The organism is Paenibacillus sp. S33 (assembly GCF_053615415.1).
In genome coordinates, this window is record NZ_JBSIEZ010000001.1 from 3,470,760 (window position 1) to 3,487,201 (window position 16,442).

Genomic DNA, 16,442 nt, shown 5'->3' on the forward strand with positions numbered 1-16,442 from the left:
AATGGTATGCCAGAGCCCTGACCTTCGTTGCCGTCAGTACATACTATACATTATCAATGGTTGGCGGTGATAATATGTTTGATGCTAAGCAAATGGAATGGTTTGACCAACTATCCGCTGAAGACTTGGCCATTTTAGGTGCCGGCTTCAATACACTAGGTGATTTTTTTGATTTTCTGGCGTTGATTAAGGCCAGACAGGAAACAGCCCAAGGTAATAAAAAGTAACAGCACTATTTCACAACAAATTTCACACGAGTTCCATCCTCATACTCATCCAATTGGTGACTTACCCATGATCCTGCCCCACGATTATCCTTAGGGGCTATGTATTTGATATTTGCACCTTTACCACCTTCTGAGCACATAGCCATCGGCCATTCGTCACGATCGTATCCTTTACGAGTGGGAACACCTGCAAGCGAATGCTTGCGATTTTGCTCGGCTCCTTCACGGTCAATTGTGCATACCGGTGATTTTCCCGCCTGAATGGCTTCCTTAATATGCTGCGCTGTTTCAGGGTAACGACCTGACGGGAATTGCAGCGTAACCTGAGCCGATGAAGGCGGGTTCTCTCCTGTCATTTTCGTAAGAAGATTGCCTCCTTCAAACCAGTACGCGCCCAAAGCTAGCAGCACTAAAGCTATAAAACTTAGCAATTTTTTCTTCAATTTCCCTCTTCCCTTCAAGCTATTCCAGTAGATACCTTCAACTAAGGTAATCCCCGGATTTTATTTTTTGCAACCCCTTACTGACTATAAAAAAAGGTTGAATATTCGACGACAAATAGTATAGAGAGGAGGTTGTACGAATGAACGATGAGATCAAACTGGCCGTGAGCCAAATGCAAGCCGTTGTAGTCCGGTTACTGAATGGAAGTACCTTAATTGGCTGGCCTAAGCTCCTATCTGACCAAGAAACTCAGCAATTCAAGCTCTACGATGACGAACACGTATATACGATTTCCGTTAATGACGTGGATACGGTCACAAGAGTTATTGTATAAGATACAGGGAGCGACTTAATGAGACATCCAGTGGACAAGCCCGAACAAAGCACACCACAGGAGAAGACTGATCAGAATCCCCCAAAATAAACCTTTAAAAAGCTTCATACCTTACTGACAACCTTTCCGACTGGGCTTTTTCCCCATTATAACATGTCAGAAAGACAGCTGTCGCAGCTTGCTCTTATATCATCTTCGTATCATATATATTAAATTTTAAAATCACGACACAAAGGGATAACGAAATAATTCCGAAAATTATGCCTGATCACCAGTGAAAATGCAATCATGACATAATAAAAGTCACATTTTAATCAAAATTTAATGAAAATTTTCCGAAAATGATGTATAATTATTGACATAACAAAACGCACGAGGTGATCATCATGGCATTATTAAACAGAGTTCATGAATTAAAATTGCAACTGCCTAACGAGCATCATAGCATTTCCCAATACGTGGAGCATGCATTGCATTCGATTGACAGTTTTGTGGAGCAACATCGTCAATTTGTAGCCGCTCAGGCTCTATATGGTGAAAAAATCAATGGTACAGAAGAAAGACTGTTCCGAGACACAATTTCTGAGATTAAAGCCCAACTGGTAGCTACTTTGGAAAAGACAGTTGAAGACTTCGCACACAAAGGCGATAAGCACTGGAAAAATCATTATCAGGACGGCGTAGAATAAGCTGAAAATAACCCCCGGTCTTTGGACCGGGGGTTATTTTGTATAAGTGGATGTGGCAATATGCGTAGACTATTTTAACACTCTAGCCGATGTCGCTACAGTCTTACCACCATAGACTACTTTGATACTGGAACTTCCGGTATCAATCGCCTTCACCTGACCGCCAGTAACCTGTACGATCGACGGTTTGGAAGATGTCCATACCGCTGAGCTTGTCACATCGGTAGTTGCACCTGAATCATAAACTGCATTCACACTAAGCACTTGAGAGGAACCTTTAGGTAGCTTCAGGTTTTTATTGCTCAAAACCAGTTTGAGCAGCTTAGGTGTGACCTTGATCTCAACGTTAAACGACTTATCCTGATATGTGCCCGTAATCGTTGCGTTTCCAATTCCAACGGCTTTAATGGAAGAGCCTTTTACGATCGCTACGGAAGCATTCGATGTTGTCCATTTCACTTTACTGCTCAGCGTAGCTTTTTTACCTTCCGTATATATACCGATGACTTTGATGGACTTACTTCCTTTCAAATTCATATCAGCACTCGAAAAGCTTGGTGTCAATGTAGAAATGGCTCCTTCCACAATGACAGGTACTTTCACATATTTGTTCATATACATAGCCTTGATTCCAGAGTTACCGCCATTCACCGCTTTTACTTTACCATTTGCTACTGTAACTGCGGCTGTTGTACCTACCCAGCTTACCTGATTGGTAACATCAAGGATTCCGCCACCAGCCATGTGTGCTTTTACTGTCGGAATATTTGCTTCTTGGCCTGCAACCAATACGTATTTTTTCTCTGAAGCGGTTAGTTTAAGTACTTTGTATTGCACAGTCACTGGAATATCAAGTTTGAGTGCACCTACCGTTGCTGTCAATGTTGCACTGCCTGGGTTCACTGCAACTAGCTTACCATTTGCTATTTTAACTGCACTTTCACTGCTTAAGCTCCATTTTACATCGGATTGAACTGCTTTTTTTGCTCCATTGACCAAATAAGCAGATATACTCGGAAGAGAAGTTTTGCCTCCTGTTTCGAGAGTCAGACTGGCTTTGCTCGAAACCAGTTTTTCAACCGTTGGAAGTACATTAATCTTCAGAGTCTTGCTCAAACCGTGATAGGACGCTGTAATCGTCGAATTGCCTGCATCCATTGGTGTGATTTTACCTTGCTCGACTGTGGCAACCAGCGGATTAGAGGAAGTCCATTCTGCCGTGTTGGTTACATCTGTTTTGCCGCCAGTCAGGTTAACATCGGTTGCACTAACCTGAATTGGGGAGCTACCCAGAAAGACCGATTTGGCCCCAGTTGCACTCAATACTAACGCCTGAGAAGAAGAACGCACATACACAATCGTTTGTGCTTTAAGTTCATCTTTGCTTGCCTTAATGTAAGTCACGCCTTTGGCAAGTGGACGAACAAGACCATCTTCAACGGTAGCAACAGCCGCATTCGAAGAAGTCCATTCGACACCGGATACATTTTCCGTCCCACCTCCAGTAAGTACACCTTGAGCAGTCAATTGCTTTGATTCTCCGCCAATCGTCAAATTAATGGGACTAGACGGATTTAATTGCAGCTTGCTGTAAGGCGATTTTACTGTAATCGTTGTACTTACCGTTTGCTTCTCATATGTGGCAACAACCTTAATCTGCCCTTTTGACACAGGAGTAATGAGCCCCTTATCAACCTTTAAAATGCTTGAATCCCCAGAGATCCATTCTGCCTTTTGGGTAACATCTTCTTTGCCCTTTTCAGTCAATGACCACACTTTTAATTGAGCGGGGCTTCCACCCAGATTCAATGTAGTCGGATTTTGACTGTCCCACTGTACCGTGGAGGTCGTGCTCTCCTCAGCCCGGATCAAACCCGCTGGCCATGCTGCAAATACAAACATCAGCAAAGCAAGTAAGAAGGTACTCCGTTTGCTCATACGTTTCATACGCTCCATTCGTTTCTCTCCCTTAGTTTCATCTCTATAAAATAGGATAGAATTAACAATCCCATTACTTTTATCGGTTAGCAGCTTACTAAATTGAACCCTTCATCAAAAAAAGGTGAATAATTACAGTTAAAGTTCTCCACGCAGTGACCTTACCACAAACAAATGCTCTTCTTTAGATAAGGTTTGTCCATCTTCAAGGATTACATTGTGTGCCGAGTGACTAACCAGCTTTACATTATAAGCAATCAGCTGATCTTCTCTCCAAATCGTCACCGCCGACTGAAAATGAATGGCATTATCAAACTGTAACGGAACACTCATTACATAACCGATAGCGTTGAGCTTCGCCGGATGGCGGCTTCTACGCTCACGCCCCGGAGGTAGCATGGTAATATATGTAATATTTTCAAAAGGAATAGCCAGCATTTTCGGGCCTAAAATAACGCACTTTCGTATATCATCCCATTTTTCAAGCGTGCCGCGCACCTTCTGGGTATGATCGTTGTTGCCGTGATATAAAATGACCTGACGTCCCTTCCATTGACGCATGTCCTCACCTCCAGTGCTAGCGGTTAGGAATCTCCCACCGAATCGGCTCCATTCCATGCTCCTGCAAAAATGCATTGGTACGCGAAAAAGGCTTGCTGCCAAAAAAGCCTCTGTGAGCCGCCAATGGACTCGGATGAACGGATTTCAGCACCAAATGCTTGCTGGTATTCACGAAGCTTGCTTTTTTCTGAGCATGGCTCCCCCACAAAATAAACACTGCTGGCTGCTCGCGCTCATTAATCGCTTCAATGACAGCATCCGTGAAACGTTCCCAACCTATTCCCTGGTGAGATTGCGGTTGTCCTTCACGCACGGTTAACACGTTGTTTAGCAGCAGCACACCTTGCTCAGCCCAAGGAACGAGGTATCCCTGATTCGGAATGGGAGTACCGATATCATCGCGAAGCTCCTTATATATATTTAGTAGAGATGGCGGTGTTCGCACACCAGGTCTAACAGAAAAGCTCAAACCGTGAGCTTGTCCCTCTCCATGATATGGATCCTGTCCCAATATAACCGCTTTGGTCAGATGAAATGGCGTTAATTTAAGTGCGGAAAACAAGTCTTCTTTTGGAGGATATACCTTATGTAACTTGTACTCTCGGGCTAACGTATACCTTAATTCATTAAAGTATGGCTTTTCGACCTCTTCTCGTAGTACATCATCCCAGTCATTTCCAAACATACCCCTGTCTCCTCTCAATATGTAGATCTGTGAAAACGGTAAGCTTTTTGATCCAAAAAAATAAGCTGAACTCCTCATCCGGAGCCAGCTTATTTATTCGTTACCTGTGTTATATGCCGAAGGACCAGGAAAATATCCTTACGGTAATCAGCTACCGCAGGTCTAAATTCGATTTCCTTATTATAACATTAACGATAATGATGTCAAGTAACTGAAAGCTTAAATCCCCTCAGAAGAAAAGCTCTTTATTGCTGTATTTATTACGATTTTGTATGAGTATTCAGGTATTCCAATGCATTATATAACATAACAGCAGCTTCGGCACGTGTAATCTCTTTTTTTGGATGAAACTTTTCATTTGCATCCAAGGTATTGACCTTGTAGACTAGCGAGCGTTGAATGCTACCTTGGTAAGAAGGCTCCAGTTCGCTGTCATCCGCAATATTCGCAGGTGCGATTTTAATCATCGGAAGAGCGCCTGCTTTTTCCATACCCTGAATCAGCATGTAGGTGAACTCTTCCTTAGTCAGAGCTTTGGCAGGATCAATATCCTTTGGAATCTCTACGCCATTATAATGCGCGTTGATAAAGGCTTCGGCATACCATGCAGTATCCTTAACATGGGTAAACAGTCCGCTGGCCTGTGGCGCCTTATTAAAATCAATCGCGGCCAAACTGAGCTGGAGTCCGCCGGAGATCAACTGAATGCCTTGGGCAGCGGTCACTTTAGATGACGGGAGAAACTGCGTGTCAGAGACACCTTTGAGTAGACCCTGATCTTTAAGGGATATGATTTTTTCTTTGCCGCTTACGTTGTTCAAATCCTTGAATTGACTGTCTGCCGCAGACAATTGACTTCCAAAGGAGAAGGACAAAATGGCTACGGTTGTAATGGCTGCGAATGCACTTTTTCTCATACTCATGTTAAGTTCCACCTTGTAGTTGAATTAGGCCGCTTGGCCATTAACAACTTCATTGACGTAGTATAAGCTGGAAAGGTTGCAGGCAGACGCTGTTGCTTCTTATGCTACATGCCTTCCTTTTTAATATAATACCTTCTCCAGACTGCGTGCCAACTCATCATCGGGAAGGGGCTTGCGATGCGTATTCTCTAGGTAGATATATTTCTCTGTTTCTGGCATTAAATATTGTTTGGACCACAGGAACATATCCGGACTGTCTCCCTGAAGACGAAGAAATCTCCGCACAGTGTCCGCATGAGAAATAGTGTTATCTAGATTGGTTAACCAATCTGCCCGGTAGAAATGCTCCCATCTTCCAGTTCCTGCGAGCGATAAAGCTTCTTTACCCATTCGGTAGCTCCAAACGGCATGAGAAGCTTGTATAAATGCTCGTGGATAATCTTTTTCAAGGAACAGCCCATAAGCGCTACATAAGCTTGCCAGTCCACGTGAGCCACTTAGATGCAGTTCAATCTGCACAAGCAGTTGATTATACAGCCTTCGACATTCATCTTCTGACAACTGCCTCATAATTCGTAGACACCGCTCTCGCAGTTCAACCCAGTCCGGGATTACCGACTCAGCTTTTTCCTTGAACCAGCGAACCTGGTCAGGAAAAGGCCTTTCTCCAGCAGCCCAGTACAGCCGTTCATCACGGCTTTCTTTGCCTTGTAGCCAATGCCCCATAATTTGCCGAGCTGGATGGTGATAGAATTCCTCCCCTGCTCGATCATCCTTGTGCGGGCCATAAACGATCGTGCAGCGGGAATAATCCCGGTATAATTGGGAAATCTCTTGAAGCTGACTACTGTACAGCCGCCCGATAAAATCAGTAAGCTGATCTTCAGCATCCACTTCACCCTTCGTCCATAAATTTGCTACTAAATCCAGCGTATATACATGTGGCAAAATATTACCTGAATTGACCAGCAGGTACTCGTCTGCCCCTGAAGTAAACGCTGCTGTTAATTCCTCTACAATCAAGCTGGCTGAGGAGGGAAATTGGGTAAGATGGTTTGACGCTTGCAAGTCGTGGAAGGTCACATGGTAATATACTCCATTCTTGCCCCCATCCTGCGCCTCAGGCAATGCTGGTACACGATAATTAAGATTCCCATGGCGTCGAGATACCATTTTACCGTAACCATTGTCCGCCCATATTTTGATCACCCCTTCGGGTACTTCAATATGCCCCTGCTTGTATAACTCGGCAATCTCACCATACATCGCCATGCAGCACACGGGATGCTCCACAAATTCACAGATCATATTGTACTGCTTGCGAACCACATATGAGATTAATTGTCCACGTTTGTCCGGCGTATTTAAGGAAGGATCATCTTCCCAAAAAGGCTTGTCACCCTGCCCGCGAAAAGATAATACCCATACAATCTTCTCTTCCTTTTGCCGTTCAATCGCTTCCTGCCACAGCTGTTCAAACAACTCGGGATGCTCTCTGTAGCTAGCTTGTTTACCCGGAAAGGCGCGCAAAAACATCTCCGCCCCCAACGGTTCAGCATGATGATGTGTGATCCATAAGCCCATGTCTGCTGCAAGCTTATGATGGATACCTGTGCGTGGTAAATCGGTTCCGGGAATCACCATATTTCCACCACAGCGCAGTAACGCTTCAAAAACGGGCTGCCACACCTGCTCCGTCGGTGGATAATCATCCTTCCAGCCAATCAAGCATACCTCATCATTGACAAACCATCCCCGATATCGGACCTTGGACGGTATACTGTCAACATTCTGACTCGGCAAAACTATGGTATCCCGCTTAGGCGGTAGAATCTCCGCCCAGAACCAGAACGGCTCCACACCCAGAGCGAAACGGCTGTAATGAAGCAGTCCATAAATAATTCCTAATTCATCACGGCCAATAATATGGAGTACCGTTCCCTTGCTACCAGCAACAAAACGCAGACAATAGCCCTCTGGCCAATGCGGACAGCTATCTCCTTCCTGCGCATAACGGATAATGATCGAGGGCTCTACTTCTGTTAGCAATGGTTCGCGGCCAAACACTTGCTTATGATCTCGCGCAATCATGTTCCAAGCGTGGGCAATGGGCACACTTTCATCAGTTTGAAGATTGTATCCGCTTTCAGATGAAATAGTCAGAGGTTCACAGGCTTTCATTTATTGTCATCTCCTATTTTTTTCAACTATGAGGATTCTTCTTGTCTTTATTTTATAGGTTGTCAACATACATATAAAGCTGTACCAACGTAAATATAGCTTTTTTTCGGTAAATCATTTGAGAGTTGAAGCTTCATTTGAGAAAGAAAAAAGTAAGGAACAGGAGAGAAATAAGAAAGACTTGACTGCTACACTAAAAATGTTCCAAAAAACAGACTGCTCTTAAAGATTCAAGCGCAGCAAAAAGGAGACTTGATATGAAATTGAAAAAACGATTTGCCTCTTTGTTCCTGTTGGCATTGATGGCATTTATCCCGGTCCAGGCATATGCTTCTGGGTCCGTTCCAACCACTCCCTCTGGAATTCCGATTTCCGAAATCGAAAACAGAACAGATCAAATTATGAAAAAATATATAGGAACAGCGATTCCTGGTGCTGCGGTTTCCATAGTAAAGGACGGAAAAATTGTTTTTTCAAAAGGTTACGGATACGCAAACATCGAGAAACAAACACCCATGAGTACGGAAACAACCTATATGGAGGCCGGTTCCGTATCGAAATTGTTCACCTGGACGGCAGTAATGCAACTGGTTGAGCAAGGAAAGCTGGATTTGAATACGGACATCCGCACATACTTGCCTGACGGCTTTCTCAAGCCTTCTTTTGATAAGCCTATTACCCTGAAATCACTGATGAGCCACACGGCAGGTTTTGAGGAGCGCCTGGAAAAACTTCTGGTTCATGATGCTGCTGATCTTAGGCCTCTCAAGGAGCATATCGCACCCGGAAATCAGCCTCAACAGATTTATGAGCCCGGAACAGTGATTGCTTATTCCAACTATGGGACCAACCTGGCCGGTTATATTATAGAACGTGTATCCGGAATGCCTTTTGAAACCTATATTCAGAAACATATATTTGAGCCTCTGGACATGAAACATTCTTACTTTACACAACGGTATGATCTTATCCCAGAGGTTATCGAACATAAAGCAACAGGCTACTCCAAGAAGGATGGAAACTGGGTGGCAAAACCGAATGTTTTCTTTAATGATGTGCCGGCTGGTGCGTTAAACATTACTTCGGAGGACATGGCTCATTTTATGCTTGCTCATCTGAACATGGACCATTCCTTAAAATATTCGCTGTTCAACAAGAATGAAACCTTGCGAGAAATGCATGAGGCTTCGTATACCCACTATCCCGAGCTTCCGGGGAATGCCCATGGCTTTTGGGAACGGTTCGCGGGAGATTATCGTGTTATCGAGCACGGTGGAAATACAGATTCATTCTCCTCTCTGGTCTCTATCGTGTCGGATCAAAACTTTGGGATCAGTATTCTGACTAATGTGGAAAATGAAATGTCCGGGGCGAGAAGCGAACTCATTGACCTGTTTGTCGGGGGTTCCGACGCTACTCCGCAAGCGGACAGCACGTTGAAGCATAGCGCGGATGTGGCGGGAAAATACCGTTCTGCTCGCGCAGTATCATCTGGTATATTGAAGCTTATACCCGTATTATCCAATGCGGAAGAAGTGGTCACAGCCAACGGCAATGGCGGAATCACTCTGAGTATTCCATCCATGAATATTAATGTTGATTATGTAGAAACCAAACCCTATTTTTTTGAACGTGTGACTCCCGGGAGCACTCCTTATGATCATGCGGGCCTAAATATCAGCCGTCTTTTTTTCTTAACCAATGCCGATGGTAAAGTGACGCAGTTGTCATATGGAGTGATCGATGACCAATTGCCGATATCCTTCCTGCAAACATCCATTTTCAGTTATATTCTGGTTGGGGGATGTGGTATTTGGTTTGCGCTTGGGTCTATTTTCGGTATTATTGGATGGCTGCGGAAGCTCAAGGACGCAAGAAAGCAGAAGAGTACTTCGCGGCTTCCCTTGCCTGACAGTGTAACCGTAATACCCTTGCTGGGTCTGCTTGTGATCGTCAATCTCATTGCTTCAAGCATCCAATTGATAGACGACCCCTATCAGCCTATGTCCAATTTCAATTTGAATATTATCTTTTTCTGGGTACTGGGGCTTGCCTTTGTATCGGCCGCCTATCTTGCTGTAAGAAGATGCAGTGTTACCCAAACTACATGGTTAAGAAAGGCATACACCGCGACGCTGATTCTTTCGTTTCTAGCTATTTCGATTTTCCTGTATTCCTATAATTTCTACTTTTTGGTATAGCTCCACTCGATAAGCCTGCCATACCTTCCAGTGTACCGATGAAGATTGTCATCGTGAACAACCCTAATCTGAGCTAAATAAAAAAACTCTCCTCTGCATCTAGCAGGGAGAGTTTTTAACACACTCAATGAGATTTAAATACGTGCCGGATTGAGCCTTTGCTTTCAGTATGTTGTTGAATCTGTTTATTCTGTTTCTGGCTGAGTATTTACCAATTTTATATGAACATCTCTCAATTGTTTTTCAGTAACCTCCGAAGGTGCTCCCATTAATATATCCTGCGCTTTGCTATTCATTGGAAAAGCAATAACCTCGCGGATATTCGATTCATTTGCAATGATCATAACAATCCTATCAATTCCAGGTGCTATACCTGCATGAGGCGGCGGCCCAAATTGAAAAGCATTAAAGAGTGCAGGAAATTTACTCTTGATGTCTCCATATGTATAACCTGCAATCTCAAAGGCTTTTACCATAATCTCCGTATCATGATTCCGGACAGCACCCGAGGACAGTTCAATCCCATTACATACAATATCATATTGGTACGCAAGGATATCAAGAGGATTCATATTCAGTAGCGCATCCATACCACCTTGTGGCATCGAAAAAGGATTATGGCTAAATCCAATTTTATGAGTATCAGGATCCAATTCAAACATAGGAAAATCAACTATCCAGCAAAATTTATATATATCCTTTTCCAGCAAATCCAGTCTTTTTCCTAATTGATTTCTGACAGCACCGGCTATTTTTTCTACATTTTTAAGTTGGTCAGCAGCAAAAAACAGTGCATATCCTGAACTAGCTTGCGTAACATGTATTAATTGGTTTTTTACCTCTTCAGAGATGAATTTTGCAATAGAGCCACTAAGAGACATATCATCATTGAACTTAATCCATGAGAGGCCTTTCGCTCCAGCTTCAACAGCAAAGTTTACTATATCGTCATAAAAGCTTCTTGGCTGTGCTCCACAACCAGGAACAGCAATAACTCTTATCGTTTTATTTTCAAATACTTTAAAATCAGTCTCTGTAAACAGCTCTGTAACATCATGGATAATTAATGGATTCCTTAAATCAGGTTTATCGCTCCCGTATTTGAGCATGGCTTCTTGATATGGAATCCTGCTAAAAGGCTTTAAGATTTTAAAATTTGTAAATTCGGAGAAAACTTCATATAGCATATTTTCAACTATATTAAAGACATCTTCCTGTGTTGCGAAAGCCATTTCCAAATCCAGCTGATAAAACTCGCCTGGTGATCTGTCTGCTCTTGCATCCTCATCTCTAAAGCACGGAGCAATTTGAAAATATTTATCAAAGCCCGAAACCATTAATAATTGTTTAAATTGTTGAGGTGCTTGAGGCAAGGCATAAAATTGACCTGGATGCACTCTACTAGGAACTAAATAGTCTCTGGCGCCTTCTGGAGATGAACTTGTCAGGATAGGTGTCTGAATCTCTAAAAAATTCAAATCGATCATCTTTCTTCTGATACTTTGAATTACTTTAGAACGAAGTATAATATTATTGTGTAGTTTTTCATTCCGCAGATCCAAGAAACGATACTTTAATCTTAAATCCTCCCGAGCTTCATTTGCTAAAGTTACTTCAAAAGGTAATGGATTCACTACCTTCCCTAAAACTTTTATCTCATTGGCAGCTAACTCAATATGCCCGGTTTTCATAGTGGGACTAATCGTATTTTCAGATCTGTTACATACAGTACCTGTAACAGAAATGGTTGACTCCCTGCTGATCTTTGATACAAAATCTTTCAATTCGTTATTATCAGAAACAACAACCTGCGTTACTCCATAATGGTCCCTAAGGTCAATAAAAATAACCCCGCCATGGTCACGCATATTTTTTATCCATCCTGCGATTCTCACTACTTCGCCGACATGTTTTTGATCCAGTTCTCCACAGTTATGAGTCCTATAACTATGCATGAAAAACCTCACTTTCTTTTATCCCCTATTATCTTAGTAATTTCTATTTTTCTCCATACTTATACTCACATTATCGTTAAAGCTTTATACCTTTCATTCAGGTATTCCGCAGTTTCAACCATTATTTTTTGTCCTATTTCATCAACATGCCTGTTCTTCCAATTCTCAAAGATTGTTCCCTTGACCCATTGGTTAAAAGCGCCAAGGGCTGGTCCGCAGTGTACTTGATAATCAACCTTACTGTGTTTGTCTCCATTCATTGCAAGTCGTGTAGAATAAGTAAAGTACCATCTAAATATCAACGCCATCTTACGTTTAGGAATCCTTTCAGCTTTTTCAATGATCTCAGCCGGGTAATAAGCTTTAATATCTTCATATACTTGTTCAATACTCTTCTTAAAATACTTTTCTTCAATATATTTTTTGGTTCCGCTATCAATTTCATCTATGGAGTTATAATTACGGTAAAGATCATATAATTTATTCGCCCTGGCCGGGAAAAAAACTCCTTTTTTCATAACCTGAATTTTCGCTCCTATTTCAAACATATCCCCTGCGGGAGCGTAGTCTGTATCCTGTATATTTAACTGCTGGAGCAAATCTTTTACATCATCACTTGTCCCTGCTTCAACCGTACATTGGTTGATTGATCCTGTCATGATAAAATCCGCACCCAGTATAAACGCTGCCGCAGCTGCTTGTGGAGTCCCTATCCCCCCGGCTGCCCCTACCCTTATACTTTTATTGTATTTATACTTAAGTAACGCTTCATCCCTCATTTTAAGCATTAACGGAACCAGTACATATGCAACCGCATGATCCGTATGCCCGCCTGAATCAGCCTCGACGCACAGATCGTCTACCATAGGAATTTCCATCGCCATCCGGGCCTCATCCCGGCTTATCCTATTTTCCTCTAGCAGTATATTTACGATATTCTGAGGCGCAGGACTCAAGAATGCCTCCACAACCTCGGGTCTTGATACTTTCGCTATAATCCTGTTCTGCGGTGTTACGATCCCCTTTTCATCTCGTTTTAAACCTTTCAATCTGTACCTTACCAAAGAAGGCGTTATACTCATAAACGCAGAGGCTTCAATAGTTCTAACACCGTATTTTATGTATAAATCAACGATGTTATTTTCTATTTCCAGGTGATCGGGAACATGAATAAGATTCATTCCATAGGCTTCGCCTTGGTTCAATTCTTTCTGAATATACTTTATAGCTTCTTCAAGGGCCCCAATTTTGACTCCCCCTGCCCCAAAGAATCCCATCATTCCTGCCTTACCTGCCTTAACGACCATCTCTTTTGAAGATATTCCCTTATACATCGAACCCATAAGATACGCGTATTTAAGTCCATAATATTGTTTGAATTCGCTATGACCAAGAGACTCCGCTGTAAATCGTTGGCCGGATATACTATTCCTCGACTTTACTTCCTGTACCTGCTCGCTATGTTCTTCATCCTCCCTCACAATCAGCGGTTCTGCTTCTCGTTGTATTGCATTAACTAACCCTGTTATGACTTTTCCAGGTCCAACCTGGATGAATTGGGTTACATTTTTACCCATTAGATATCTTATACTTTCCGACCATTTGACCGGACTTACGATCTGGTTGATCAGCGTACTTCTTACATCTTGCTGCCTGTAGGGTCTGGCATAGATATTTGAAATGACTGGTATTTTTAATTTTGAGAATTCGAACTGTGACGCATAGGCCTCAAATCTCTGTCTGGCATCTTCCAAATACCTGGAGTGAAATGCTCCGCTTACATTTAAAATCACATAGTTTGTGGCTCCTGCATCCTCAAAAATTGGCTGCGCCCGTTCAATCATTTCCTTCGGTCCTGAGATGACAATCTGACTTGGCGAATTAAAATTGGCAACATCAATCTCCCTTAAATTATTTTTCTCGATAACTTCTCTAAATACTTCCTCCTTCAAGCCTATGACCGCTGCCATACCACCACCGGTAGCCTTGACCATCAGCTCTCCTCTTTTTTTAACCAGCTTCAAGCCCGTTTCAAAGTCAAATGCCTCTGCGGCAAATAAGGCATTGTATTCACCCAGGCTATGTCCTGCAACATAATCGGGTTTTCTTCCAGTCTCTTTTAATGTATTAAGATAACTCAAAGCGTTTACGACAAATAGCGCCGGTTGGGTAAAATCCGTTTGTCCTAGTTGATTGGCAGGATCTTCAAGACACAGTTTTTTAATAGAATAACCAAGAATAGCATCCGCTTTTGCAACCAATTCCTGAAATTCGTCAAATAGTTCTACTCCCATGCCTTTGGCTTGAGCCCCTTGTCCAGGGAACAGATATGCGATCATTTGTGTCCTCCTTTTTGCTAGTGAATGCATATTAGTCGAATATTTTAAATAGACGATCCAAATTTTTCATATCGTTTTGAAAAGGCGAAAGAATAGAACAAATACTTGCCATTTTCTTGCTACCAAAATTGTACTTCACAAAATTAGCAAGAGTGCCTGAGGGTCCAAGGTCAATATAGATAATCCCGTCCCCGTCTCCCAGACATTTTAAAGCGTTCCGAAAACGGATAGGTTTTCTAGCAACATCCCAAAGAAAACGGTTGTCAAGGGATGTTGCCTTGCCTCCGTACATAGATGAGACCAAATTTATGGTCGGATTCCTTAGAGTTTTAAGCTTTAAAAACGCTGTATATTCCAAGGCTATAGGGTCCATTAAGGAAGAGTGAAAAGCAAACTGGACCGGCAGTCTTTGACAAATAATCTCATTAGCTATCAAGTAGCGTTCAATTTTTTCCAGTTCCTCACAGCTGCCCGAAATGACAAAATGCGAGTCATAATTGATTGATGCTAACTCTGAGTTGGCATTCAATACGGATATTTGGTCATACAGACTGAGGTCGCCAATTACGGCCAGCATGCCACCCTTTGGACAGTAGTTTTCTACCATTTGTGCTTGCTTGACAAGGCTTTGAAGAGTATCTTCATAACTCATACAGCCAGCCACAGCAACAGATGCAAACTCACCGAGGCTGGAACCCAAAACATAATCAGGATAAATCCCCTTTTCCAGTAATACCTGTGTGAGGGCATACTCCACCATGAAAATTGCAGGGTGAGTATATAACAGGCTATCAAACACGTCCCCCCTCCCACGGTTGTCGTCGTACAGCATTTTTAATACGGACCTGCCTGTAATATCCGTATGAATCTCATCCAGCTTGGTCATCCATTTCCGAAAAACTGAATTTAACCTATATAATTCTCTTCCCATGCCGTAGTATTGTGAGCCTTGGCCTGAAAACATAAAAATCACAGATCTGTCCATTCTAACCTCCCACAACATACTCATTGATAAAATCCTAATAAAACCATTTAAAATAAATATTTCACAGTAAATTGCGAACTAATTGCATTTGGGAAGGTGTAGGATTGCTTTCGTTAAGAACATTCTCCATATGTTGTCTTATTGCAGGTTTGAATTTCGGCTCTGTTATGATATATAGCTGCCCTTTTTTGATTCCCTCAAACATCTGATTTGCTACATCCTCTGGAAGTATTCCATTCTGGACAGCCTTACGGGCCAATTGATTAATGACTTGTCTTTCCGGGGGAAGATTTCCTAGTCCGGTCTGCTTACTCAGCTCCGCCGGTCGGTTCCGTTCCGCATCCATAATTTGGGTACGTACGAACCCAGGGCAGACAACTGAAACTCCTACATTGGAACCTATCAATCTGAGTTCTTGGTGTAGCGTTTCAGACAAGCTTAAAACGGCATGTTTTGACGCGCTATATATTCCATTACCGGGGCCGGACAATAGTCCGGCGATGGATGCTGTATTTACAATATGACATGCGGTTTTCTGTTTCAGCATAATAGGAACAAAAACTTCAGTTGCAAAGAGAATCCCCCATATGTTTACGTTTATTACCCACTGCCAATCTGCCACCGTATTTTCCCACAATAAGCAGCCCGTGCCGGCGTCCACCCCTGCATTGTTGAACAAAAGATGCACCGCTCCAAATGTCTGAACCGTTTTTTGCGCTAATGCACGTATATCAGCTTCTTTGGAAATATCCGTCACTACGGATAACGTTTCTGCGCCCATGTCTTTCAATTGTTTTTCAGCCCTTAGAAGGGCCTCCTCCTCAATGTCCGCAAGAACGACCTTCATGCCCTCATTTACACATCGGTCCGCAATAGCGCGGCCAATCCCACTGGCAGCTCCTGTAACTACGGCTATCTTATCTTTAAATTCCCTCATGATTTACCTCCAGAATAATTTGTAATTTCTATCTGATAGTGAT

14 protein-coding genes are annotated in these 16,442 nt (G+C 42.7%); 4 read left to right on the plus strand and 10 right to left on the minus strand.

The window, feature by feature from the left end:
• Positions 1–74: 74 nt before the first annotated feature.
• Positions 75–227 carry a hypothetical protein gene (locus ACWGXJ_RS15975; RefSeq protein WP_172828254.1) on the plus strand — a complete coding sequence of 51 codons (153 nt, stop codon included), beginning with the start codon at positions 75–77 and terminating at the stop codon, positions 225–227.
• 5 nt (positions 228–232) lie between these two features.
• Here the strand turns inward: ACWGXJ_RS15975 and ACWGXJ_RS15980 are convergent, their stop codons facing one another.
• Entirely contained in the window at positions 233–670 is a 438-nt protein-coding gene (locus ACWGXJ_RS15980) for a NucA/NucB deoxyribonuclease domain-containing protein (RefSeq protein WP_023989364.1), read from the minus strand.
• A 140-nt stretch (positions 671–810) separates the two neighbouring features.
• Between ACWGXJ_RS15980 and ACWGXJ_RS15985 the strand changes: the two genes are divergently transcribed.
• Together ACWGXJ_RS15985 and ACWGXJ_RS15990 are read left to right on the plus strand one after the other, a co-directional pair.
• A complete protein-coding gene (locus ACWGXJ_RS15985) occupies positions 811–1,005 on the plus strand; it encodes a hypothetical protein (protein ID WP_452567137.1) in 195 nt (64 codons plus the stop codon).
• Positions 1,006–1,391: 386 nt separating this feature from the next.
• Positions 1,392–1,694: a hypothetical protein gene (locus tag ACWGXJ_RS15990; protein ID WP_061828458.1), complete on the plus strand. Its 303-nt coding sequence runs from the start codon at positions 1,392–1,394 to the stop codon at positions 1,692–1,694.
• Between the two features lie 69 nt (positions 1,695–1,763).
• On the opposite strand, the gene ACWGXJ_RS15995 is transcribed toward ACWGXJ_RS15990, so the two are convergent.
• From ACWGXJ_RS15995 to ACWGXJ_RS16015, 5 genes are all read right to left on the minus strand, one after another.
• A complete protein-coding gene (locus ACWGXJ_RS15995; protein ID WP_452567138.1) occupies positions 1,764–3,650 on the minus strand; it encodes an Ig-like domain-containing protein in 1,887 nt (628 codons plus the stop codon).
• 120 nt (positions 3,651–3,770) lie between these two features.
• Positions 3,771–4,193: a hypothetical protein gene (locus tag ACWGXJ_RS16000; RefSeq protein ID WP_061828460.1), complete on the minus strand. Its 423-nt coding sequence runs from the start codon at positions 4,191–4,193 to the stop codon at positions 3,771–3,773.
• Between the two features lie 16 nt (positions 4,194–4,209).
• The gene (locus ACWGXJ_RS16005; protein ID WP_013310967.1) at positions 4,210–4,878 is read right to left on the minus strand and encodes a uracil-DNA glycosylase; all 669 of its coding nucleotides are present in this window, start codon (positions 4,876–4,878) and stop codon (positions 4,210–4,212) included.
• A 260-nt stretch (positions 4,879–5,138) separates the two neighbouring features.
• Entirely contained in the window at positions 5,139–5,801 is a 663-nt protein-coding gene (locus ACWGXJ_RS16010) for an S-layer homology domain-containing protein (RefSeq protein WP_452567139.1), read from the minus strand.
• A 120-nt stretch (positions 5,802–5,921) separates the two neighbouring features.
• The gene (locus ACWGXJ_RS16015; RefSeq protein ID WP_452567140.1) at positions 5,922–7,982 is read right to left on the minus strand and encodes a glycosyl hydrolase 115 family protein; all 2,061 of its coding nucleotides are present in this window, start codon (positions 7,980–7,982) and stop codon (positions 5,922–5,924) included.
• 257 nt (positions 7,983–8,239) lie between these two features.
• Here ACWGXJ_RS16015 and ACWGXJ_RS16020 point away from each other — a divergent pair, with 257 nt between their 5' ends.
• Positions 8,240–10,183: a serine hydrolase domain-containing protein gene (locus ACWGXJ_RS16020; RefSeq protein ID WP_452567141.1), complete on the plus strand. Its 1,944-nt coding sequence runs from the start codon at positions 8,240–8,242 to the stop codon at positions 10,181–10,183.
• Positions 10,184–10,368: 185 nt separating this feature from the next.
• Here ACWGXJ_RS16020 and aspS read toward each other — a convergent pair whose 3' ends face one another.
• The 4 genes from aspS to ACWGXJ_RS16040 form a co-directional block, all read right to left on the minus strand.
• The gene (gene aspS / locus ACWGXJ_RS16025) at positions 10,369–12,138 is read right to left on the minus strand and encodes an aspartate--tRNA ligase (RefSeq protein ID WP_452567142.1); all 1,770 of its coding nucleotides are present in this window, start codon (positions 12,136–12,138) and stop codon (positions 10,369–10,371) included.
• 65 nt (positions 12,139–12,203) lie between these two features.
• Positions 12,204–14,477: an ACP S-malonyltransferase gene (fabD, locus tag ACWGXJ_RS16030; RefSeq protein ID WP_452567143.1), complete on the minus strand. Its 2,274-nt coding sequence runs from the start codon at positions 14,475–14,477 to the stop codon at positions 12,204–12,206.
• Positions 14,478–14,508: 31 nt separating this feature from the next.
• Positions 14,509–15,486 carry an acyltransferase domain-containing protein gene (locus ACWGXJ_RS16035; protein ID WP_452567144.1) on the minus strand — a complete coding sequence of 326 codons (978 nt, stop codon included), beginning with the start codon at positions 15,484–15,486 and terminating at the stop codon, positions 14,509–14,511.
• A 37-nt stretch (positions 15,487–15,523) separates the two neighbouring features.
• A complete protein-coding gene (locus tag ACWGXJ_RS16040) occupies positions 15,524–16,399 on the minus strand; it encodes an SDR family NAD(P)-dependent oxidoreductase (protein WP_452567145.1) in 876 nt (291 codons plus the stop codon).
• Between the last annotated feature and the right edge of the window lie 43 nt (positions 16,400–16,442).